Source organism: Streptomyces sp. NPDC060198 (assembly GCF_042728415.1).
GTDB lineage: Bacteria > Actinomycetota > Actinomycetes > Streptomycetales > Streptomycetaceae > Streptomyces.
This window is the reverse complement of record NZ_JBHWZJ010000102.1, coordinates 1-21,301: the sequence shown is the minus strand read 5'-3', so window position 1 is coordinate 21,301 and position 21,301 is coordinate 1. Positions and strand designations below refer to the sequence as shown.

Sequence of the window (21,301 nt, the reverse complement as noted above, 5' to 3'; positions counted from 1 at the left end):
GACCGGACCCGGGACGCCCCGCGGCCGGTGCGCACCGGCGTGCGCTCACGGCTTCGCAGGGCCGCTGTCAGGCGGTCGCCGCCAGTGGCCGGTGGAAGCCGTCGAGTCCGGCGGGTTGCTGTCTCAGGCCGGCCGGGGTCAGCCAGTCGAAGGCGTCGTGGACCGCGGGTCCCAGGCCCAGCCCTTCGGTGATCTGTTCCCGCAGGCGGTTGGAGGCGAAGGCGCCGATCACGTTCATCTGCGCGTCCCGGTAGTGGCGTTCGACCTCGTGGCCGGGGGTCACTCCGAAGGCCCCGTGGATCTGCACCGCGCGTCCGGCCACCTGGACGGCCATCTCCGTGGAGTAGGCCTTCAGCATGCCGATCAGTTGGCGGGCGGACCTGCCTGCCACGCGTTCGGCGGCGGCGCGGCGGGCGAGTGTCCAGCCGGCGTCGATCTGTGCGCGGGACTCGGCCAGTTGGGCCTGCACGCCCTCCATGTGTGCCAGGGGGCGGCCGAACGAGACCCGTTCGTGGGCGTGACGGACCGAGGCGGACAGGGCGGACTCCGCGGTGGCGAGGGCGGCGACGGACACGAGGAGCCATCCCCAGGTCATCCCTTCGGCGAGTTCGCCGAAGGGGACGGGTACGACGTCCTGGGGGGCGACGGGCACGTCGGACAGGACGAGGCCGCCCCAGGGCATGCCCCGCAGTCCCATGTGCGCCGTCTCGTAGCGGTGGACGCCCGGCTGGTGCAGATCGACGAAGGCCAGGCACCACTCCGGGCCGGTGTCGCCGCTCTGCCTGTGCCTGCGGGCCAGTGCCACGGCCACGTCGGCGGTGGGCGCGTTGGTGATGCGGGACTTCTCCCCCCGGATGACGAAGCCGCCCGGGGACGCCCCGTCGGGGTGGACGGTGGTGCGGTACGTGCCGGCGTCGCTGCCCGCGGTCGGCTCCACGATGGCGAAGCAGGCCGTCTTCTCGCCCGACAGCAGGGACCGGAGCAGCTTTTCGTGGTGGTGGAGGTTGCCGTAGGTGGAGATGAGTTTGCCGCAGAGCAGCGCGGAGACGGTCGCCGACCAGTAGGTGCCGGAGCAGGCGCGGGCGAGTGCCTCCATGGCGTCGATCTGGGCGGCTGCGCCGGCGCCGGTCCCGCCGTGCTCCGGTGGGTGGAAGAGGCGCAGGTATCCGCTGTCGACGATCTCTTTCCAGTTCTCGTGGGGTATGTGCCCCGTGGCGTCGGTCTGCGGGGCGCGGGCGGTGACGCCGGGGAAGCTCAGTGCGGTGCGGTAGGGGTTGCGTGCGGTGTTCATCGCGGTGACGACTCCTTTTTCCTAGCCGATTCCGAGCAGGTGGGCGGCGATGACGGGGTGGAGTACCGCGGGCCCGCCACCTGTCTGCGAGAAGAACAGGGCGTCGCGGAAGGCGCGTTCGGCCAGGTGGTCGCCGGTGGGGGTGAGCGGGCCGGTGAGGCGGGCGGCGGCGTCGGTGACCGCGCGGGCGCAGGACGCGACGAAGAGGCGTGCAGCTGCGGCCTGGGGGAGGGTGGGCCGGCCACCGGCGTCGAACAGGGCGGCGGTACGGCGGAGCAGTCCTTCGGCCAGTTCGCTGTGTGTGGCCAGGTCGGCCAGTGCGAACCGCGTGCTCTGGGAGTGGGCCAGGGGGCGGCCGAAGAGGGCCCGGTCGCGGGATGCTGCGATGGCGTCTCGCGCCAGGGCGCGCATGACGCCGAGCCATGGGGCGCTGGAGAAGACCCAGTCGAGGGCCGCCAGCAGGGGTTCCGCTTCGGCGGACGCCTCGCCGGGGGTGCCCAGGACGGCGTCGCCGGGGACGGGGCAGTCGTCCAGGACCAGCCGGCCCCAGGGGCAGGTGCGCATGGCCGCGGGGGCGTCGTCGTGGAGCAGGAGTCCCGGTGTCGTGCGGTCCACGACGTACGCGGTCCTGCCGCCGTCCTCGTGGGCGGCGATGACGAGGAAGTGGTGGGCCTGGGGTGCGCCCGCGACGAGGTCCAGTTCGCCGGTGAGGATCCAGCCGTCGTGGGCGGACGGGTTGCGGCGTGCGGTGACGGCCGGGGCTGTCGAGGCGCCTTGCGTCTGGTGGAGGGAGAGTGCGCCGAACCACTCTCCCGAGGCCATCCGGGGCAGGTACCGCTCGCGTTGCCGCGGGGTGCCGAAGGCGCGCAGCGGCACGGTCACCAGGACTGCGTGGGCGGTGACGGCGAGGGCGAGTCCGGGGTCCCGGGAGCCTTCGGCGAGGCCTTCGAGTAGTTCGCAGGTGTCGGCGGCGGACAGTCCGCGGCCGCCCAGGGCTTGCGGGACCAGGGGTCCCGCGAGGCCGCCGCCGTGCCGGGTGTCGGCGAGGCGGGTGAAGAGGTCCGCGTCCCACCGGCGTTCGTCGTCGCGGGCTGCCGTGGTCGGCCACGCGAGGCGGCCGGCGAGTTCGCGGCTCTCGTCGAGCAGTGAGGTCCCGGCTGTGCCGTCGTCGGTGCGGGGGCCGGCCGGGGAGTGCAGGAGCGCCATCGGATCTTCCCCTGTTCGTCGCTCGGCGGCGCGGTCCGGACTTTCACGAGTTCTTGTTTCCTCGTCCGTCGTCGTGCCGCCGAGAATGAGCGGGAACAACATGTCGGGTGCATTCGCTTCGCACACTCTAGCGAGGAGTCCCCTTGGGGTGGTGGGTGTCTTTTCATAATGCGGTCGAGGATTGTCCTACGTCAGCGGGTGTGACGCGGCATGACGGTCCCTGACATCGTTTTGACATTCAGGTCGTTGCCTGTCGCCGCATGTGCGAGCAGGATATGAGCCAGTACTCCGCCGACCCCGTTGCTCCGAAGGGCATGCCGGGAATTTCGCGGATCCCCGTTCCCGGATCAGTGCGGAGCCGGTCGGGAAATGAATTCGGAAACGTCGAGGGAAAGGAATGCCATGCCTTTCGATACCGGAGAGGAAAGCCTGCCGGGGCTTCCCCGCATATCCGACGCGACCCTACGGGACTCAGCGCACATGGCGGGGGTCGAATTCGGGCCCAAGGACGCCGCGGCCATCGCGGAGCGGCTGGTGAGGACCGGTGTCGAGCTGGTCGAGGTGGGCATGGTGTCCGGCCCGGAATCCAAGGACGCCGATCTCGTCCTCGCCACCCATGAGGCCGTCGGTCCGGAGCGCAGCATGACGCTCGTCGTCGTGCGGGACCGGCGGCAGGTCGCCCGGGCTCTGGACGAGGCGGAGCGGCTCGGGGTGCGCCACATCATGTACTCCATCCCCACCTCCGAGCAGCACGCGCAGTTGAAGCTGGACTCTCCGAGCCTGAAGTTCCTCCAGGCGCTGGCCCGTTCGGCGATCCTTCAGGCCAAGGAGCGCGGCTTCCACGTGACCTTCAGCGGCGAGGACGGTGCCCGCACCCCCAAGGAGCGGCTCGTCCCGTACGTGACTTCGGGGTTCGAGGCCGGCGCCGACCGGTTCCGGCTGGCGGAGACGGTCGCCTGTCTGTCGCCCTGGCGGATGCAGTCGGTGATCGGTGACCTGACGGCCATCGACGGCTCCGAGATCGAGATCCACTCGCACAACATGCTGGGTATGGCGGTGGCCAACTCCCTCGCCGCCGTCCGGGCCGGTGCCCAGTGGGTCTCGGCGACCGTCGGCGGGATCGGCGAGCGCGGCGGCAACGCCCCGCTGGCCGAGCTCCTCACCTCTTTGCGGGTGATGCACGGTGACACCCGCTTCGATCTGACGCACCTGACGGAGCTCTCGCGTCTGGCGCTGAAGGGCGCGGGTCTGGGCGATGCCTTCCAGTCGGGCCCGACCGCCCCGCACGCGTTCGCGTACGAACTGCCCGGCCAGCTCAGCTTTCCCGAGGCGTACGAGACGTTGCCCGCGGAACTCGTCGGCAACCGGCGGGAGCTGCGGGTCCGTACCCGGCTGACGACGGCGCTGGTCGCGTGGGCGCTCGAAGGGGCCGGCGGGGGGACCGACGTGGATGCCTTCACCGCCTGGCTGAGCGAGCGCCAGGCGGGTGCCGGCGGCCCGTTGCTGGACCGGGACGCGGTCCGCAAGGCAGCCGTCGACTTCCAGGCCTGCGTCTGACGCCCCTTCCCGCGGGCCTGCGGGCCCCGGCCCCCCTTTTTTTCGTTTTCCGCTCCCTCTTCGAAACCGGAGTCGTCCATGAGCACCGCAACCCTGACCGGTGTCTGCCCCGAGTGCGAGACCGACCTGACCGTTCCGCCGCTCGTGCAGGGTGAGACGCTGTCGTGCCCCGAGTGCATGCTGACCCTGCGGGTCGAGGACATCGAGGACGGCGTCCTGACCCTGCAGATGGTGGAGGTCAAGCTCCGCGACTGGGGCCAGTGAGATGGCCGGCCGTATCGCTGTCGTCGCGGACCGGATCGGCTGGGAGGAACGCCGGCTGATCGAGGCGGCCCCCGAGTGCGATCTGCGGATCGACTGGGTCAATGACGAGTCCCTCTGCCTGGGCGCGGCGCACGCCGTGTCCTCGCTGGAGGGGTACGACGCGCTCCTGATCCGCAGTCGCAGTTACACCCGCGGCGGGCTGATCGCCACTCTGGCCGAGGCGAACGGGCTCAGGGTCCTCAACTCGGCCGCCTCCATCCACGCCTGCGAGAACAAGCTCGTGCTGCGGGCCGTGCTGCGCGCGGCCAAGATACCCGTCCCCGACTTCCGTCTCGCCCTGTCCCGCAAGGACTTCGAGCGGGCGCTGGCGGAACTGGGCACGCCCGTGGTGCTCAAACCCGTGTACGGGGGGATGGGCAAGCGCGTCACCCTGGTGCGCGACACCGACCTCGCGCACTCCGTGTACGACTACGTCGAGGACCTCGGACACGCCTTCGAGCAGGCCTGCCTGGTCGAGCCGTACCTGGGGGGCGGGTCGATCCGCTGCCTGGTCGTCGGCCGGGAGATCGTGGCGGCCGCCGAGTTCGAGAGTGCGGGCGCCGACTGGCGCAGCAACGCGGCGCTGGGCAACCGGAGCCGGTCCCTGTCCGACGACCCGGAGGTCCGCAAGAGCGTCGACGGTGTCGTGGACCGTCTGGGCGCCGGCATCTACGGGGTGGACCTTTTCAGGACCGCGGCGGGCCCCGTCGTCAACGAGGTCAACCACGCCCCCGCATGGCGGGGCGTGGCGTCCACGACGAGCACGGACATCTCGTCGGCCGTGCTCGGATACCTGCGGGAGGCACTGGGATGATACGTGTGGGAATCGTCGGTGCCTCGGGGCTGGCCGGAGGCGAACTCCTCCGGCTGGTGACCCAGCATCCCGATCTCGAACTGACTTTCCTGGGCGGGAGTTCCAGCGCGGGCCGGCGCCCGGCGGAGCTCCATCCCGGGCTCCGTCTCGGCCTCGGCCTCGTCGTGGAGCCGGTGGACGCGGACCGGGTGGCCGAACGGTGCGACGTGGTGTTCCTCGCCACGCCCGCCCCGGTGTCCGCGCGGCTCGCCGCGGAGCTCGCCGATCGGGTGGCGTGCGTGATCGACCTCAGCGGTGCCTTCCGCATCAGCGGCAAGGATCTGCACGCGCGCTGGTACCCGAAGGCCGAACGCTCCGAGGAACTGGCCGCGCGCTTCGTGTACGGCGTGCCGGAGCTCGTGGGCGACGCGCTCGAGGGCGCTGCGCTGATCTCCGTACCCGGTTGCTACGCGACGGCCATCACGCTCGGGCTGGCGCCCCTCACCCTCGGGCTGGGTCTGCGTCTGAAGACCGTCGTCGTGGACGGGAAGAGCGGTTCCAGCGGCGGGGGGTTGCAGCTGCGGACCGCGGACCTGCATCCCCTGCGCAACGGTGCCATCGCTCCGTACGCCCCGACCGGTCATCGTCACGCCGCCGAGGTCGCCGAGTTCCTCGGCCGGCACGGGCCGGGCGGGGTCGACTCGCTGAGCATGTCGGCCTACGGCGTCTCCCACGTGCGGGGGCTGCTGGTGAGCTGCTACGTGTTCACCGACGACGAGGTGGACCTGCGGGAGCTGCAGCGGGCGTACGCCCGGTTCTACCGGGGCCGTTCCTTCGTCCGGGTGCGCCGCAACGACGAGACGCTGATCCCCATGCCCGACCCCCAGGCGGCGCTGGGGTCCAACTACTGCGACGTGACCGTCCTGCACGACCCGGACGGTGGCCGCATCGTCGTCCTGGCGGCGCTGGACAACCTGGTCAAGGGTGCGGCGGGCCAGGCGGTGCAGGCGCTCAACCTGCGGTACGGGCTGGCCGAGAGGACGGGGCTGACGATGCAGCCCCTGATGCCGGCATGAGCGCGGACACGGTGTCGCCCGTCGTGGTCAAGCTCGGCGGGAGCTGCCTGGAGGACCTGGACGGCACGTGGTGGGACGATCTCGCCCGGCATGCCGGGCGACGCCCGCTGGTCCTGGTGCACGGGTGGTCCAAGCCCCTCAAGAGGCTTCACCCGCGCTACTCGGAGCCGTCGGCGGTTCTTCGCGACCGGTACGGCAACCAGAGCCGGTGGACCACGCCGGAGGTCATCGCGGACATCAGGACCGTCAGCGCGCAGCTCGCCGAGGACGTCTTCGGACGGCTGGAGCGCCGCGGGATCACGGCGGAGCGGTTCGTGGGCAGCGACGGCCTGGTGAGCGCCGGGGAGGGTGAGCGCTGGTGGTGGCGGGAGAAGCGGCTGGTCGAGCTCGACAACCTCGTCGGGCCGATCACCGGGGTGGACCCGGCGCACTTGAAGAACCTGGTGCCCGGTCATGCCTGCCTCATCACCCCGCTGGCACGGAACGCGGCCGGCCAGGAGGTCAACACCGACGCCGACCGGGCCGCCGCTGCGGTGGCCGGGGCGATCGGCGCGGCCGATCTCGTCCTGGTCACCGACGTCACGCACCTGCTGATCGACGACCGGCCGGTGCACCGGATCACCGCCGCGGCCGCGGCCGCGTTCCGGGACAGGGGCGCCACGGGCGGCATGCGCAAGAAGCTCCGGGCCGCGGAGGAGGCGCTGGAGCGGGGGGCGCAGCGGGTCGTGATCGGCAGCGCGCCCCTCTCGGACCTCCTGGCGGCGCGCACCGGCACCGTCATCACGCGAAACTAGAGGATCCCCGTGACGAAATCCCGAGTACTCGTGGTCAACAACGGAACTCTGTCGCTGAAGCAGCTGCGCAAGCGCTTCGAGGATCTGGGCTCGGACACGGAGACCGTGGACGCGGCCTCCGTGCCCGCCCGTCTCGGCGGCCGGTACCAGGCGATCGCGCTGAGCGGCACCAAGGTGCGGGCTTACGACAGCGACTACTACAGGCCTTTGATCGATCTGGTCATGAACAGCGGGGTCCCGGTCCTCGGGATCTGCGGAGGCATGCAGATCCTGGCCGTCGCGGCCGGCGGGAGCCTCGTCGAGGGCCCGCAGCGGGTCGGGGGCTACGAGGCGCGGGTCGACGGGGAGGAGCCGCTCTTCTCCTTCGTCAAGCCCACGGTGACGGTCTTCCACCGCCACACCCTGTATCTGCGGGAGGCGCCGCCGGGCTTCCGCTCCATCGGGCGCTCCGAACTCGCCCCGGTGGAGTTCCTGCGCTCCGAGGACGGCCGGATCCTCGGCTCCCAGGCGCATCTGGAGTTCCGGCCGGACGGGCTGGAGATCATGCGTGGCTTCGCCCGGCTCTACCGGTGAGCGCCCCGTGCGCGTCCGGTTTTCTCACCGTCCCACACACCACAAGGACGTATCCATGAATGCTCTGGAAGAACCGCAGGCCCCCGCGTTCGTCACCCGTCTGCACGGCAGTGGCGGCAGTCTCAGGGGGTGGGTCGTCGTCGACTCGCTGGTCGACGGTCTCGCGATGGGCGGGACCCGGATGACCGCCGGGGTGAGCGAGGAGGAGGTGGCCGGGCTGGCCCGTGACATGACCGACAAGTTCACTCTGGCGGGTCTGCGCATCGGTGGCGCCAAGGCCGGCATCGTGGCCGGCGGCACCGACCGCGAGGAGACGTTCCGGACCTTCGGCCGCACCGTCAAGCCGCTGCTGCACGGCGGCATCCACCTCGGCATCGACATGGGGGTCACCCCCGCCGACCGGGCCGTCTTCTTCGCCGAGGCCGGCTACGACCCGCGTTTCCGGCTGGGCGCGCCCGACATGCCCATCGACTGGCGGACCTACTACGAGCCGTTGATCGACGCCACCGGGCACGGTGTCGGGGTGGCCGCGGTCACCGCTCTGGAGGCGCGCGGCCACCAGGGTCCGGCGCGTGTGGTGATCCAGGGGTTCGGCGCGGTGGGCCGGGCCGTCGCCCGGTTCCTGGAAGCGCGCGGGCACATCGTCGTGGGCGTCGCCGACGTGCAGGGGACCATCAGTGCGGACCGCCTCCCGGTGGCCGCCCTGGTCGCCGCGACGGACACGTTCGGGCACATCGAGCGCTCCGGCCTGCCGCAGGGCGTCACCCTGTCCGAGGGGGCGGACGCCTGGCTCGACGTCGACGCCGATCTCCTGGTCCTCGCCGCCCAGAAGCACGCGCTCACCGCGGAGAACGCCCACCGGCTCCGTGCCGGCGTGGTCGTCGAGGGCGCGAACCTCGCGTCGAACGGCGCCGCGAAGGAGAAGGCCGCCGGCGCCGGGGTCACCCTGGTCCCCGGCGTCATCGCCAACATCGGCGGGGCGGCCTCCGCGGCGCTGGCCGTCACCCGGGTCGTCCCCTTCGGCCTCGAGGCCGGCGCGCGCAAGGCGTGGGTCTTCGACTGGGTCGGCGACCGGGTGCGGCAGAACACCATGGACCTGCTGGAGATCGCGGCGGGCCGGGCGGGCGACCCGCTCCCGGAGCTGCTCGCGGCCCGACGGGCGGAACGGCGGTGAGCGGGGAGCACGGGGCCCCGTACCCCGGTCCGGCCGTCGCGACGTCCGAGGAGAACGCCGCGGAGTACCGCAGACGCGGGTGGTGGCGCGACGAGACGTTCCTCGACGACCTGCGCCGCCAGGCGCGGGAGCGGCCGCACAAGCTGGCCGTCGCCGGCCGGCGGCTGCATGAGGCGCGCACCGACACCCTCGACTACTCCGAGCTTGCCCGGCTGACGGAGCGCTTCGCGGGTGCGCTGGTCGAACTCGGTGTGGAGCGGGGTGACTTCGTCGCGGTCCAGCTGCCCAACCGGTGGGAGATCGTGCCGTTGATGTTCGCCTGCATGCGGGTGGGAGCGGTCATCTGCCCCATCGCGCCGGTCTGCCGGGAGAACGACCTGCGCCACCGCCTCTCGCTGACCGGGGCGAAGGTGTGTGTCACGGTCGAGGAGTGGGAGGGCTACCCCCTCGCGAAGACGCTCATCGCGCTGAAGGGCGAACTGGCCCTCGAACACGTCGTGGTGGTCGGGGGGCACGCCCCCGAGCAGGCCGTGGACTTTTACGACCACTTCGTCGCCGAGCCCTGGGAGCGGGTGCGTGCGCGGGAGCTGGCCGGCCGTGAACTGACCCCCGACGATCCGTTCGTCGTGCTGTTCACCTCGGGCACCACGGGCGACTCCAAGGGGGTGCTGCACAGCCAGAACACCATCCACTCGGCGGTGCGCGGCTACGTGGACACCTTCCTGCTGCGCGACGACCTCGTCGCGGCGCTGACCACGCCCCTGATCCACTACTCGGGCTTCGGCCAGGGCATCCTCGCCGGGGTCATGCTGGGCGGCACCGTCGTCTTCCAGGACCTTGCGGACAACAGCCTTCTGCCCGACCTGATCGAGCGGTACGGGGCGACGCTGCTGTACGGGCCGCCGCCCACCCTCACCGCGGTCGCCGAGTCCCAGCGCTCCGACCCGCGGGACGTGTCGTCGCTGCGGCACGTCGTCACCGGTGCCGCGCCCGTCCTCCAGCAGCTGGTGGACGAATTGCGGCAGACCTTCGGCGCCCAGACCTACTCGGTCTGGGGGATGTCGGAGTTCGGCCCGGTGACCATCACCCGGCTGGACTACAACCAGGACTGGGCGGCGCACAGCCACGGGCGTCCGATCGATTCCATGGAGATCCGGATCGACGCCTGCCACGATCCGAGCAAGCGTGCCCCGGTGGGCCGTCTGCGGGTGCGCGGCGCGTCCCGGGCGCTGGGCTACTACAAGCGGGCCGACGCGTTCGGCGCCGAGCTGAACACGGAGGGCTGGTTCGACACCGGTGACGTGGCCCGTGAGGACGGGCGCGGCGGGATCCGGCTGCTGGGCCGGGCGAAGGACGCCATCCTGCGGGACGGCATCGTCGTCCCGATGGCCGAACTCGAGGCCATCATCGCCCGGCACCCCAAGGTGACCGAGGCGGCCGTGGTCGGCCCCGCCGGCCGGCTGGACGACCTGATCCTGGCGGTGGTCGTGCCGCGGGGCGGCGATGCGCCCTCCCTGGAGGAGGTCCGTGCCCATCTGGCGGACGCCGGGCAGGAGGAGCGGTTCCTCCCTGACCGGCTGGAGGTGCTCGCGGCCCTGCCCAAGACGCTCACCGGGAAGGTCCGGAAGATCGAACTGCGGGAGCGGTACGCCGGCAGTGAGCCGGTCCCGGCCGGCACCGCACGGTAGGCCGGCCGGACCGCAGTCCCCCACCGCACCCGGCCGGCACCGCACGGCAGACCGGACCACAGCCGGCCGGCACCGCACGGCAGACCGACCGGACCGCAGTACCCCACCCCACCCGGCCGGCACCGCACGGCCGGCCGGACCGCAGTACCCCACCCCACCCGGCCGGCACCGCACGGCAGACCGGACCCCACCCGGCCGGCACCGCACGGCAGGCCGACCGCAGTCCCCCACCGCACCCGGAGGAGAGAGCATGTCTGATCGCGCGCCGGTGGCCATGTCGGCCACCCTCGCCGCCGACGAGGAGCTGACGCGCCGCCGGGCGGCCGGGGAGCGGGTGCTGTCCCTGGCCGGCGGTGAGATCGGCCTGCCGGTCCTGCCGGTCCTGGCGGAGCGGCTCGCCGCGGCAGCAGGCCGCAACGCCTACGGTCCGGTGACCGGGGACCGGGCGTTGCGGGCCGCGGCGGCCGGGTACTGGGGCCGCCGCGGCCTGCCGACCGACCCCGGCCTGGTGGTCTGCGGTCCGGGGAGCAAGCCGCTGCTCTTCGCCCTGATGCTCGCGGCCGGCGGCGACGTGGTGGTGCCGGTGCCGAGCTGGGTGAGTTACGGGGCACAGGCCGCGCTGGCCGGGGGGCGTGCCCTGCCGGTGGCCGTCCGCCCCGGTGAGGGCGGGGTGCCCGATCCCGACGCGCTGGTCCGGGCCGTGACGCGGGCGCGGGCCGCGGGCCGGGACCCGCGGTGCGTGGTGGTCACCCTGCCCGACAACCCGAGCGGCACCATCGCCCCGGCGGCCACCGTGCGCCGGCTGGCCGAGGCCGCCCGGGAGCTGGACCTGGTCGTCGTCTCCGACGAGATCTACTGCGACCTGGTCTTCGACCCCGCCGACCGGGCCGTCTCCCCGGCGGTCTTCGCACCCGAGAGGACGGTGGTCACCACCGGGCTCACCAAGAACCTGGCCCTGGGCGGGTGGCGGACGGGCGTCGCCCGCCTGCCCGACAGCGGCCTCGGGCACACGCTGCACGCGAGGCTCGCCGGCGTGGCCAGCCAGATCTGGTCGAGCACCGCGGCCCCGGTACAGACGGCCGCGGCCTACGCCTTCGAGGAACCGCCCGAGGTCGTCGCCCGCGTCGCCGCGAGCCTGCGGCTGCACGAAGTGGTCGTCCGCGCGGTGGCCCGGCAGTTCACCGCCGCCGGCGCGGACCTGCCGCCGGCGCGGGCCACCTGCTACCTCTACCCCGACTTCGAACCCCTGCGGCAGCGTCTGACGCGCGTACACGGCGTGCGGGGCAGCGGAGAACTGGCCCAGCTCCTCTCGCACCGGTACGGGGTGGGGGTGCTGCCCGCCACGGCCTTCGGCGAAGCGGAGCGCCCGCTGCGGATCCGGGCCGCCACCGGCCGGCTGTACGGCGAGAGCGACGCCGAACGCGACATCGCGCTGACCGCCGCGGACCCGTTGCGCCTGCCGTGGGTCAGCGCCTGCCTCGACCGCATCGCCGAAGTCCTCGGCGATCTCACCGGCCGCCCCGTACCGGACGCGGCCGCCCTCCCCCACTGAACACGCCGCCCGGCGCGTTCCCTTCGACACGGTCCGGCACGGACGCCGGATCCGAACGACCTCTGGAGGTCAGCGACAGCCATGTCCGTCATCTTCGAGTGCGAGTACAAAGGCCGGCGGTACGCGGGGCTGGGCACGCCCGCGGACGGCGCGGTCCACGAGCTGTACGCGGTGCGGGAGGGGCAGTTGCGAGACGCCCTCGTCGCCGGGTCCGGCCCGGCGGACCTCGCAAAGGCCCTCCGGGCCGGCGGGGAGAGCCTGCCGGTCGCCGTGGGCGACCCCGGACTCCGTTTCCTGCCGCCCCTGTTGCCCACCTCGACGAACAACTCACTGATCAACGGCTTCATGGGGACCCACCGCTCCAAGTTCGACCGCGCCCCGGAACCCGACGAGCCGTTCGCCGCGCCGAACTACTACATCAAGGGCTTCGGGTCCTGGCTGCGCATGCCGGACGAGCCCCTCGTCACCCCGGCCGATCCCATCTGGCTGCTGGAGGAACCGGAAGTCGTGCTGGTCTACGTCAACGACGACGAGGGGACCCCGCACTACGCGGGCTACACCTTCGGCAACGACCTCAACGACATCGGGCTCCACCTGGAGAAGCCGTGGGCGTGGACCCCCTACGCCAAGCTGTGCGAGACCTCCATCGCCCCCTGGCTCTTCCTGGAGGCCCCTCCGCAGACGGTGACCGGCCGGGTCGTCATCGAGCGCGACGGGGCCCAGGCATGGGAAGGCGGGTTCTCCTGCGGCGCCGATTCCATCTTCCAGCGGTTCGGGGACATGGCGGACCACCTGTTCTCCTACCCGGCGCTCCGCCGTCCGGGCCTGGTCAACTACCTGTTCCTGGGAGCGGACAAGGCCACCTACCACGACGGCTTCCGGATCGAGGACGGCGACCGCATGGTCATCGACGTCACCAGCCACGGGGTCTCGCTGCCCAACGTCGTCCGCTTCGGCCCCCAGTCCCCCCAGGCCGTCCGTTACGGCCCTCAGGCCGCCTCGGTCACCGCATCCGCCCTCCCGTAGCGGTGCGCCGGCACTGCGGCGGAGGGCTGCTGGTCCCGGCGCACCGCCTCCAGATAGCCGACGATGGCCTCGTGGCTGCGGAGCAGGCACCGGATGCGGTGCGCCATGCTGTCGCGTTCACGCTCCAGGGTGGCGATCGTCTCGGCCGTGGCGCCGAAGACGTGGATGGCCGCGGGGTCGTCGATACAGGGGAGGACCTGCTTGATGACCCGCGTGGGCAGCCCGGATTCGAGCAGGCCCCTGATCTGCAGGACCCGGTTCACGCACCCCTCGACGTAGTCCCGATACCCGTTCGACGCCCGCCCGGGCACCAGCAGCCCCTGCTCCTCGTAGTACCGCAGCATTCGGCGCGGCGTTCCCGTGCGCTCCGAGAGCTCACCGATCCGCATCTGGATCCACCCCGTTCCCCGTCCACTTGACATTCACACCAGTGTGAAGGTTTGAGGATACAGTCATGTCAGCTTCTCAAACAGAGCTCCCCGACACGTCCCTGCCCGCAGAGACCCGCAAGCTCCCCATGTCCCCGCTCCTGGCCCTGTCCACGGCGGCCTTCATGGGGATCCTGACGGAGGCCCTACCCGCCGGGGTGCTCCCCGAGATGGCCCGGGACCTCTCGGTCAGCGAGTCCGCGATGGGCCAGTCCCTCACGATCTACGCGATCGCCACCGGCCTCTCGGCCATCCCGCTGTCCGTCACCACGGCAGCCTGGGCCCGCAAGAAGCTGCTGCTCCTGGCGGTCACGGCCTTCGCCGTCGCCAACACGGTCACGGCCCTGTCGTCCAGCTACCCCCTGACGATGGCGTTCCGCCTGATCGCGGGCGTCGCCGCGGCAGCCGTCTGGGCCGAACTCGTCGGCTACGCGCGGCGGCTGGCCCCGCCCCACCTGCAGGGCCGGGCCATCGCCATCACCATGGCCGGCGTGCCGCTCGCCCTGTCCCTCGGCATCCCCCTGGGCACCTTCCTCGGCGGCCTGTTCGGCTGGCGCATGACCTTCGGCCTGGTGACCCTGGTCTCCGTGTCCCTGCTGGCATGGATCCTCGCCTCGGTCCCCGACGCCCCCGGCAAGCGGCCCGAAGCCCGCGAACCGATCCTGAAAGCGCTGGCACTCCCCGGCGTCACGGCGGTCCTGTTCGTCGTCGCGGCCTACGTACTCGCCCACAACATCCTGTACACGTACATCGCCACCTTCCTCGACGAGAACGGCATGGGCGACTCCCGTGACGTGGTCTTGCTCGTCTTCGGTATCGCTTCCGTGGTGAGCATCCTGATCACCGGCGCCCTGGTCGACCGCAGGCTGCGCCAGCTCACGATCATCAGCAGCGCCCTGTTCCTGACCGCCGCAATCCTCCTGGCCCTGCTCGCCGGCAACATCGTCGTGGTCTACGGCGCGATGGTGCTCTGGGGTCTGGGCTGGGGCGGTGTCACGACCCTCCTCCAGACCGCCGTCACCGACGCGGGAGGCGACCGGGGGCAGGCCCTGCTGGTCACCACGTGGAACTCCTTCATGGCCGGCGGCGGAGCCGTGGGCGGCATCCTCCTCGGCGGCATCGGCCCCGACTCCTTCGCCTGGAGCGTCCTGGCACTCATGGCACCCGTACTGACCGTCGTGGTCCTGGCCCGCAAACACGCGTTCCCCGCGAAACGACCGGACATGACCGAGACCCCCTGAGACCGGACACGACCGAGACACCCTGAGACCGGACATGACCGAGACACCCTGAGAGCCGGCCCGCCCCCTCGTGACGGACCGGTGCGCGGCAACGCACACACCCCGCCACGAAACGGAGAAGTGTTCGCATACAGGACGTATACGAACACACCGACAACACAGCCAGACACCGCGCCCGATACCACGCACCCCGCCAGCAAACGCGGGACGAGCCTCACAGCCCATCGCCCGGACCAGGCCGCGGCTGATACCGCGCACCCACCAGGAAACGACGCCGCGGCTGATACCGCCCACCCCGCCAGGAAACCCGGCACAAGCCTCACAACCCATCAACCAGAACAAGCCCCGGCTGATACCGCCCACCCCGCCAGCAAACCCGGCACAAGCCTCACAGCCCATCAACCAGAACAAGCCGCGGCTGATACCGCGCACCCCGCCAGGAAACCCGGCACAAGCCTCACAGCCCATCAACCAGAACAAGCCGGACCAGAACAGCCGAACCCCTCACTCCGGACCAGAGGAGCCGAACCCCTCACTCCGGACCAGAACGGCCGAGCCCCTCAGCAGTGCACCAGCCGACTCCGCAGCGCGCCGCCGACCTGCACCTGTCCCGTCTCACGTGACGTTGCCCTCGCCTCACCGCATCTCGGTGGATCCGGGCCTGGTCCCGGGTGACGCCGCCAGTAAAGGCAGACCAGCGATCCGACCCCTCAGACGACGCAGCCGACCGGAACTGCCCACCTCAGCAAATCCCGCCTCGAGGCCTGCCAAATCTCAGCAAGCCTCCCACCTCACACAAAACGGAACAGCCTCCATCACCCCGGGGCAACCACGCAAACACCCAAGCCCTCTCAGGGCAACCGGGCAAACGCCCCAGCCCTCTCGGGTCACACAGAATCACAGACCAGGCAGCGGTCCCAACCCTCAACAGAGCTGGGACCGCTGCCTTCCGTAGTCCGGGGCCCGGTACCGGTGGCACCCTGACGGCCTGGACCACGTCCTCGCGCCCAGGCGACACGGCAACCAGACGACACGATCAGCGATCACGGAGAAGAGCGACCGCCTCGGCGAAATCGCCATACGCGGATTCGAAAGATCCTGCCGCAACAAGGAACACCGACCGGTCGGTGAGGACACGGGCAAGACGTGCGTGATAGCCGGGCAGGCGGCGGGCGAGCGTCACACCCTCACCGAAGTACGCCATGAACCGGCCCTTGAACAGGTAGGGGCGGTCGCCTACGCGGACGGCCGCACGGATGCCGACCCCGCGTTGGACCTCGACCACCCCGAACAGCCAACCGCCCCCACGCACCCTCGCCGCCTCCGCTTCGAGGCCCGGCAGCATGCCGGGAAAACCGTCCCGCACGTCGCGCGAGCATCGGAGCTCCGTGCCGAACGGCGGCATCGGGGACTCGGGGCTCGCGGCGGGCTCGGCTGCCCGCCCCGACAGGACGAAGAGCGTCCTCCACCACCCGAGGACGCAACTCCAGTCCTCCGGCTCGCCCGTGGCCGCGAGCTCCTCCAGGACACTCAGGGCCTCTCGCCGGGCGGCCGCAGCACTCGCCTCATCCCCGACGGCCTCCCGCATCCGGGAGAAGTGAACCAACTCCCAGGTGAGTACCGCCAGAGCGGTGCGCTGTTCGGCCGCCTTGCGCCGGGTCTCCTCGAGGAGCTCGCGGAAGACGGCTGATGCGGCGTCGTGCAGCCCGGCACCCTCCAGGTTCGCCGCCCACCGGACCATGCTCCAGAAGGAGTGCTCCAGGATTCCGTTCCGGGCTGCCTCTTCGTCGAGCTCCGCGGCCTCCCTGAAGTACCCCTCCTCGGCCAGAACGCCCGCCAGGGGCTCGCTTCGGCCGGCCCCGGCCAGCTCCTCACAGATCGCGCGTCCTTCCGCCCTGTGCCCGAGGGCGAACAAGGAAGCCTGACAGGCGTCCAGGGCCCGGTACAACCGCTCCGCCCGGTTCGGCGCCCCGACCTCTATCCTGCGAGCGGCCCGGGAAGCCTCGGCGGCGAGCGCGAGGTCCACCTTCGGATCCCGGCTCTCGTGGCGCAGCGCGAGCAGGACGTCGACCAACTTCGGCATGTACGCCTTTGGACTCACCTCGGCCAGAACCCGGTACGCGCCGACCAGTTCGGCCCGACTCGGCCGTCCGGATCCCAGCAGAAGCACGCGGGCCCGAAGCACCGCGTCGTGATCGATCGTCACCACTCCCCCCTGTCTCCGGATGACGCACGAAGGAGATTCCGAGTAGCGGGGAACGGACCGGACAAGCCTCGCGAACTGTGCGTTCAGTCCTACAAAAAACGGCGCTGACCTGTCATGACGGACATGCTTTCGTCCTGAGTCCACGAGCGGGGAGCCGCACCGGACGCCCCGCACAGCACACCATGGGCCCGCATCCGGCACAGCCCGCGTCCCGGGCAGCGGTTGACCGGGCCGGTGAACCGCTTCCGACGTCCGCCGCGGCTGCACCCCCATCACCACGCTCGTGCTGCCGCCCCCCGAGATCGCAGAGACGAAACGACGACCCACGACTCAACCAACCCGGAACACCGCAGGTCAAAGCCACCCTCTCCCCCGACATACGTAAGACGGGACAGAGGGCTGACTCCCACGGGCGGATTACCAGTGTTCAGCCTCCGACGATCCCGACACCGGTGCCGCGAATCAACCCCGGACCGGAACCCGCATCCTGATCGACGTCCGCGACAGCACCCTCCCGGCCACCTCGCCGCCTACACCGGCCACGCCCCAACACCCCGCAGTCCCGGATCCCCAAAACCACGGCGAACAACCCTCCCGACGGGTGAACAAGCAGCTCGAACCAGCCTTCCTCCCCTCCGCGCCCGCAGCCCCGGACGACCCGGCATCCCGCACCCGCCACGAGAAGAAGACGCTCCCACCCCGCGCCTCCCAGGCACCCGGACAGCCCGGCCAAAAAGATAGAAGCCCCCCGAGCCGGCAACAGGGCGACGGAAGGCCCCGTGCCCCGCAGAGCTCCTCTGCCGGGCACGGAGCCCCCACCCGAACACGGCCACGGCCAAGGCCGGGGCCAAGGCCAAGGCCGGGGCCGCGCCGCGGCCGGGGCCGGACAGCCGGACCGGCCACGCGCCCGGCATCACGACGCCCGGCATCCACTACACGACGCCCGGTACACAGGCGCCCAGTAAGCAACGTCCAGCACGCGACGTCCAGCACGCGGCGCCCGGTACGCGGCGCCCGGCAGCACGCGACGGAGAAAGATTCTTCCCGGTACGCCGACAGGACACGGCCGACAGCCACCGGAACGCCCTGCGGCACGAGCCCGCCGCTCCGTCACCCCCCGTCAGCCACAGGACCCCCCACAACGACAGGCGGCACAGCCGCCGCCACACCGGCCGGGACGCGCGCCGCAGCGCCGGCCGCCCGAGCCTCGGCCTCAGCAATGAGATAAGCACCACGACCGGCACACAGGTCGAGCCTGCCCAGGACCGGAGGAACCGCAATGCTCGGCATCACACTGCGCAGCAACACAGAGATCCGCCGCGGCAGATCCGCATACCCCGCCAAGACCTGCGACATGTGCTGGAGACCCGCGAAAGCACCAACGAAAAGCTCAGCAGTATCGACAAGATCGATATGCGCAAGCAACTCCCCACGCCGCCCCGCCTCCTGAAGAATCACAAGGTTAGCCTCCGTCCAAGTACGGAAGGGACTGCTCCGGTCGAGTTCGCCCGCCTGCTGGTCGAGGCTGAGCCGGACGCTGGCGCGCACGAGGCCGTCCGTGCAGAGCCGCTCGGCGAGCACCAGGCCCGAGTCCACTATCTCCTGCAGTTTCACGGCCTGCGGCAGGAGTGCTTCCTCGGCGCCACGCTGCTGCTCGTCGAGGATGATCTGGGCGAGTTCCTCCTTCCCGCTGAAGTGGAAGTACACCGCTCCCTTCGTCATGCCGGCCGCCGCGGCGATCTCGTTGACGGTCGTCGCCCGGTAGCCCTCCCGGTCGAAGACCTCCGCCGCCGCTTCCAGCACTCGTCGTCGCGTACGTACCGATCGATCCTGTTTAGCCACCGTGCTCCCTGCGGGTCCTGCCGATGCGTTTACAGACTGACCCGTATGAATTTAACAGCCGGTACGCCGCCGGAGGCCGTCGGAGGTCCTGCACCGCCCGGCGGCGCGCACCTATAACGAGAGAACTCGGCCGAAAAGCCCCGGACAAAACGGCTTCCACCTGCACCTGAGTCGAGGGATCCGGAGGAGAGCTGGCTACTTTCCATAGGCCATTGCAAAACATACTCCGGCGTACGTATCTTGTCGGCGCGGGCTGCGTGGGGCAGTCGGCCACATACGTAGGAGAGTGCAGCATGTCGGACACCTATGCCCTGGCAGGGGGCACGAGACCCGGGGTGGCGATGGACCTCGTCCACCGGGCGAGACCGCAGGACGTCGTACCCACGGGATGGGAACGCAGAGCGGAGAACCGGTTTCTCGTGAGCGGGAGGTGGCCCGAGGACCACGGCTTCTTCGCACCGGCAGGCGGCCTGCACGACGCCCTGCTGCTGGTGGAGTCCATGCGGCAGAGCACGATACTGATCGGTCACGGCGCCTACGGGGTGCCGATGGACCATCACTTCCTGATGTGGGCACTGGACTTCACCTGCGACCCCGCGCACCTGCGCGCCGCGGGGAGCCGCGAGGTGGAGATCGAGGTGTCCCTCTCCCAAACGACGTGGCGGGCGGGGCGCCTGTCGTCGATGGACAGCCGCGTCACGGTCCGCAGGGAGGGCGGGACGGCCGGCGTCGGCGTCAGCAGCATCAGGATCATGAGCCCGCAGATCTACGCGAGGCTGCGCGGCGGGCGGGCGGGGGCCGCAGGGGCGCTCCCTCCGGAGGCCGGCGTCCCGCCGCACACCGTGGGACGGACCCGGCCCCAGGACGTGCTGCTGGCTCCCGCCTCCCGCAGCGGCCTGTGGCAGCTGCGCGTGGACCCGGGGCACAGCACCCTGTACCAGGGCCCCAAGGACCACATCCCGGGGATGGTGCTCATCGAGGCGGCCAGACAGGCGGCGTACACCTTAATGGGCCCCGCGGCGTTCCACCCCGCCGCAGCGACCAACTCCTTCGGCCGCTACGCCGAGTTCGGCGAGCCGATATGGATCGAGGCGCGGCCCGGACAGCGGAGGAACACGGTCGTGGTCACCGGGCACCAGGAAGGGGAGGAAGTCTTCAGGTCCTCGGTGACCGCCCCCGAAGGCGGAGCGGTCCGTTGATCCTCGTCACCGGCGTCACCGGCGCCACCGGCGCGCTCGTGGCCCGCGAGCTGGCCGCGTACCGGGTGCCCGTGCGTGTGATGGCCAGGGACCCCCGCCAGATCGGCGCGGACGTCCCGCGGACCGAGACCGTCACGGCCGACTACGCGGACCCCCCTGCCCTCAGGCGCGCGCTGCGCGGGGTGCACGCGGCGTTCCTCGTGACGAACCATCCGACCGCCCCGCACGACGCGCACTTCCTCGAGGCGGCGGCCGCCGAAGGCGTCGGACACGTGGTGAAGCTCTCCGCCGCGGTGGTCGACGACGACACCGACGACCTCCTCACCCGCCGCCAGCGGGAGATCGAGGAGGAGGTACGCGGCGCGGGGCCAGCCTGGACGCTGCTCAGGCCCCGGGCCCTCATGTCGAACACACTGGCCTGGGCGGCCGGCCTCCGCGCACGGGGGACGGTCGGCGCCCTGTACGGGGACGCCCCGAACACACCCGTCGATCCGCGTGACGTCGCCTCGGTGGCGGTGCGCGCGCTGACCCGGCCGGAGCACCGGGGCAAGACCTACACCCTGGTGGGGCCGCAGACCCTGACGGCCAGGCAGCAGACCCGGATTCTGGGCGAACTGCTGTGCCTGCCGGTGGAGTTCCGGGAACGGACCAGGCAGGAGGAGGCCGGGGTACTCGCCCGGCGCCACCCGCCTCACGTGGTCGGGGCGCTGCTCCAGCGGGCGGATCTCCAGGCGGCGGGGAACAAGCGGCGGACCGGCGACGACCTGGAGCGGCTGACGGGGCGCCGCCCGCGTTCCTACCACGACTGGGCATCGGACCATCTGCACCACTTCAGCGGCGGCGACCGGGACGGCACGGCGGAAGCGGACCGCGCGAACGGGTGACCCGCCGCACCGCCCCGGACCACGCGGCGGGCCGGCCAGCCAGCAGTCCCTTCCTCCGGGCGACCCGGGCGGGACACGCGACCCACGAACACCCCCCGGCCCGGCTTGTCATGCCCTGCACATATCAGTGCTCTCCCCCGGCCCCTCCGCGGCACCGTCCCCGTCCTCCTGCGCCCTTTGCCCATAAAGGGCGCACCGCCGTTCCCCGCGGGCAACGCTCCTGGATCGTAGGGACGGCGCTCTCCGCCCTGCGGGCGTGGAAAGGTACTCCCCCGTGCGCGTCCGGGGCGCCCCGGGCGGGCGGACCGGGCACGCACGGGGCAAGGGAAGCAGGGCCGTGGACTCAGCCCCGGCCAAGCCCTCGCAGGGCACGGACCCGTGCGGGCCGGGGGGGGCCGGCGCGGGAGGGCGCGGGGCGGAGGAAGTGGTGGGGTAACCGGTGATCACTGGGGGGCGAGGGCGGCGGGG

At 71.5% G+C, this 21,301-nt stretch carries 18 protein-coding genes; 13 read left to right on the top strand and 5 right to left on the bottom strand.

The annotated features are described in order from the left end of the window. Positions 1-67: 67 nt before the first annotated feature. Positions 68-1,291 (bottom strand): acyl-CoA dehydrogenase family protein, encoded by a 1,224-nt coding sequence (locus tag ACFWEP_RS15490; RefSeq protein ID WP_387370413.1) that lies wholly within the window; start codon positions 1,289-1,291, stop codon positions 68-70. A 21-nt stretch (positions 1,292-1,312) separates the two neighbouring features. Then, positions 1,313-2,497: an acyl-CoA dehydrogenase family protein gene (locus tag ACFWEP_RS15485; protein WP_387370411.1), complete on the bottom strand. Its 1,185-nt coding sequence runs from the start codon at positions 2,495-2,497 to the stop codon at positions 1,313-1,315. A gap of 402 nt (positions 2,498-2,899) precedes the next feature. Between ACFWEP_RS15485 and ACFWEP_RS15480 the strand changes: the two genes are divergently transcribed. The 10 genes from ACFWEP_RS15480 to ACFWEP_RS15435 all read left to right on the top strand — a co-directional run bounded on the left by ACFWEP_RS15480 (position 2,900) and on the right by ACFWEP_RS15435 (position 13,033). Further along, positions 2,900-4,054 (top strand): isopropylmalate synthase, encoded by a 1,155-nt coding sequence (locus ACFWEP_RS15480; protein ID WP_387370409.1) that lies wholly within the window; start codon positions 2,900-2,902, stop codon positions 4,052-4,054. A 78-nt stretch (positions 4,055-4,132) separates the two neighbouring features. Then, complete coding sequence (locus tag ACFWEP_RS15475) at positions 4,133-4,318, top strand: lysine biosynthesis protein LysW (RefSeq protein ID WP_387370407.1); 186 nt, start codon at positions 4,133-4,135, stop codon at positions 4,316-4,318. A 1-nt stretch (position 4,319) separates the two neighbouring features. Further along, positions 4,320-5,171: a RimK family alpha-L-glutamate ligase gene (locus tag ACFWEP_RS15470; RefSeq protein ID WP_387370405.1), complete on the top strand. Its 852-nt coding sequence runs from the start codon at positions 4,320-4,322 to the stop codon at positions 5,169-5,171. Beyond that, complete coding sequence (gene argC, locus ACFWEP_RS15465; RefSeq protein WP_387370403.1) at positions 5,168-6,226, top strand: N-acetyl-gamma-glutamyl-phosphate reductase; 1,059 nt, start codon at positions 5,168-5,170, stop codon at positions 6,224-6,226. The genes ACFWEP_RS15470 and argC overlap by 4 nt, the downstream gene beginning before the upstream one ends. Continuing rightward, entirely contained in the window at positions 6,223-7,020 is a 798-nt protein-coding gene (locus ACFWEP_RS15460) for an acetylglutamate kinase (protein ID WP_387370401.1), read from the top strand. Before argC ends, ACFWEP_RS15460 begins: the two co-directional genes overlap by 4 nt. Before the next feature lie 9 nt (positions 7,021-7,029). After that, positions 7,030-7,593 carry a type 1 glutamine amidotransferase gene (locus tag ACFWEP_RS15455; RefSeq protein WP_387370399.1) on the top strand — a complete coding sequence of 188 codons (564 nt, stop codon included), beginning with the start codon at positions 7,030-7,032 and terminating at the stop codon, positions 7,591-7,593. A gap of 55 nt (positions 7,594-7,648) precedes the next feature. Then, entirely contained in the window at positions 7,649-8,767 is a 1,119-nt protein-coding gene (locus ACFWEP_RS15450) for a Glu/Leu/Phe/Val dehydrogenase dimerization domain-containing protein (RefSeq protein ID WP_387370397.1), read from the top strand. Next, the gene (locus tag ACFWEP_RS15445; RefSeq protein ID WP_387370395.1) at positions 8,764-10,455 is read left to right on the top strand and encodes an AMP-binding protein; all 1,692 of its coding nucleotides are present in this window, start codon (positions 8,764-8,766) and stop codon (positions 10,453-10,455) included. Before ACFWEP_RS15450 ends, ACFWEP_RS15445 begins: the two co-directional genes overlap by 4 nt. Before the next feature lie 250 nt (positions 10,456-10,705). Then, the gene (locus ACFWEP_RS15440) at positions 10,706-12,007 is read left to right on the top strand and encodes a pyridoxal phosphate-dependent aminotransferase (RefSeq protein WP_387370393.1); all 1,302 of its coding nucleotides are present in this window, start codon (positions 10,706-10,708) and stop codon (positions 12,005-12,007) included. A gap of 81 nt (positions 12,008-12,088) precedes the next feature. Beyond that, positions 12,089-13,033 carry a fumarylacetoacetate (FAA) hydrolase gene (locus ACFWEP_RS15435; protein ID WP_387370391.1) on the top strand — a complete coding sequence of 315 codons (945 nt, stop codon included), beginning with the start codon at positions 12,089-12,091 and terminating at the stop codon, positions 13,031-13,033. On the opposite strand, the gene ACFWEP_RS15430 is transcribed toward ACFWEP_RS15435, so the two are convergent. Then, the gene (locus ACFWEP_RS15430) at positions 12,997-13,422 is read right to left on the bottom strand and encodes a MerR family transcriptional regulator (RefSeq protein WP_387370415.1); all 426 of its coding nucleotides are present in this window, start codon (positions 13,420-13,422) and stop codon (positions 12,997-12,999) included. The two genes, ACFWEP_RS15435 and ACFWEP_RS15430, sit on opposite strands and share 37 nt — an antisense overlap. Before the next feature lie 65 nt (positions 13,423-13,487). Between ACFWEP_RS15430 and ACFWEP_RS15425 the strand changes: the two genes are divergently transcribed. Continuing rightward, positions 13,488-14,702 carry an MFS transporter gene (locus tag ACFWEP_RS15425; RefSeq protein WP_387370389.1) on the top strand — a complete coding sequence of 405 codons (1,215 nt, stop codon included), beginning with the start codon at positions 13,488-13,490 and terminating at the stop codon, positions 14,700-14,702. 1,036 nt (positions 14,703-15,738) lie between these two features. On the opposite strand, the gene ACFWEP_RS15420 is transcribed toward ACFWEP_RS15425, so the two are convergent. Both ACFWEP_RS15420 and ACFWEP_RS15415 read right to left on the bottom strand, forming a co-directional pair. After that, complete coding sequence (locus tag ACFWEP_RS15420; protein WP_387370387.1) at positions 15,739-16,908, bottom strand: hypothetical protein; 1,170 nt, start codon at positions 16,906-16,908, stop codon at positions 15,739-15,741. Positions 16,909-18,018: 1,110 nt separating this feature from the next. Next, positions 18,019-18,750 (bottom strand): ScbR family autoregulator-binding transcription factor, encoded by a 732-nt coding sequence (locus ACFWEP_RS15415; RefSeq protein ID WP_387370385.1) that lies wholly within the window; start codon positions 18,748-18,750, stop codon positions 18,019-18,021. A 293-nt stretch (positions 18,751-19,043) separates the two neighbouring features. On the opposite strand from ACFWEP_RS15415, the gene ACFWEP_RS15410 reads away from it, so the two are divergent. Both ACFWEP_RS15410 and ACFWEP_RS15405 read left to right on the top strand, forming a co-directional pair. After that, positions 19,044-19,949 (top strand): ScbA/BarX family gamma-butyrolactone biosynthesis protein, encoded by a 906-nt coding sequence (locus ACFWEP_RS15410; RefSeq protein WP_387370383.1) that lies wholly within the window; start codon positions 19,044-19,046, stop codon positions 19,947-19,949. After that, a complete protein-coding gene (locus ACFWEP_RS15405; protein WP_387370381.1) occupies positions 19,946-20,833 on the top strand; it encodes an NAD(P)H-binding protein in 888 nt (295 codons plus the stop codon). Before ACFWEP_RS15410 ends, ACFWEP_RS15405 begins: the two co-directional genes overlap by 4 nt. Positions 20,834-21,301: the final 468 nt, after the last annotated feature.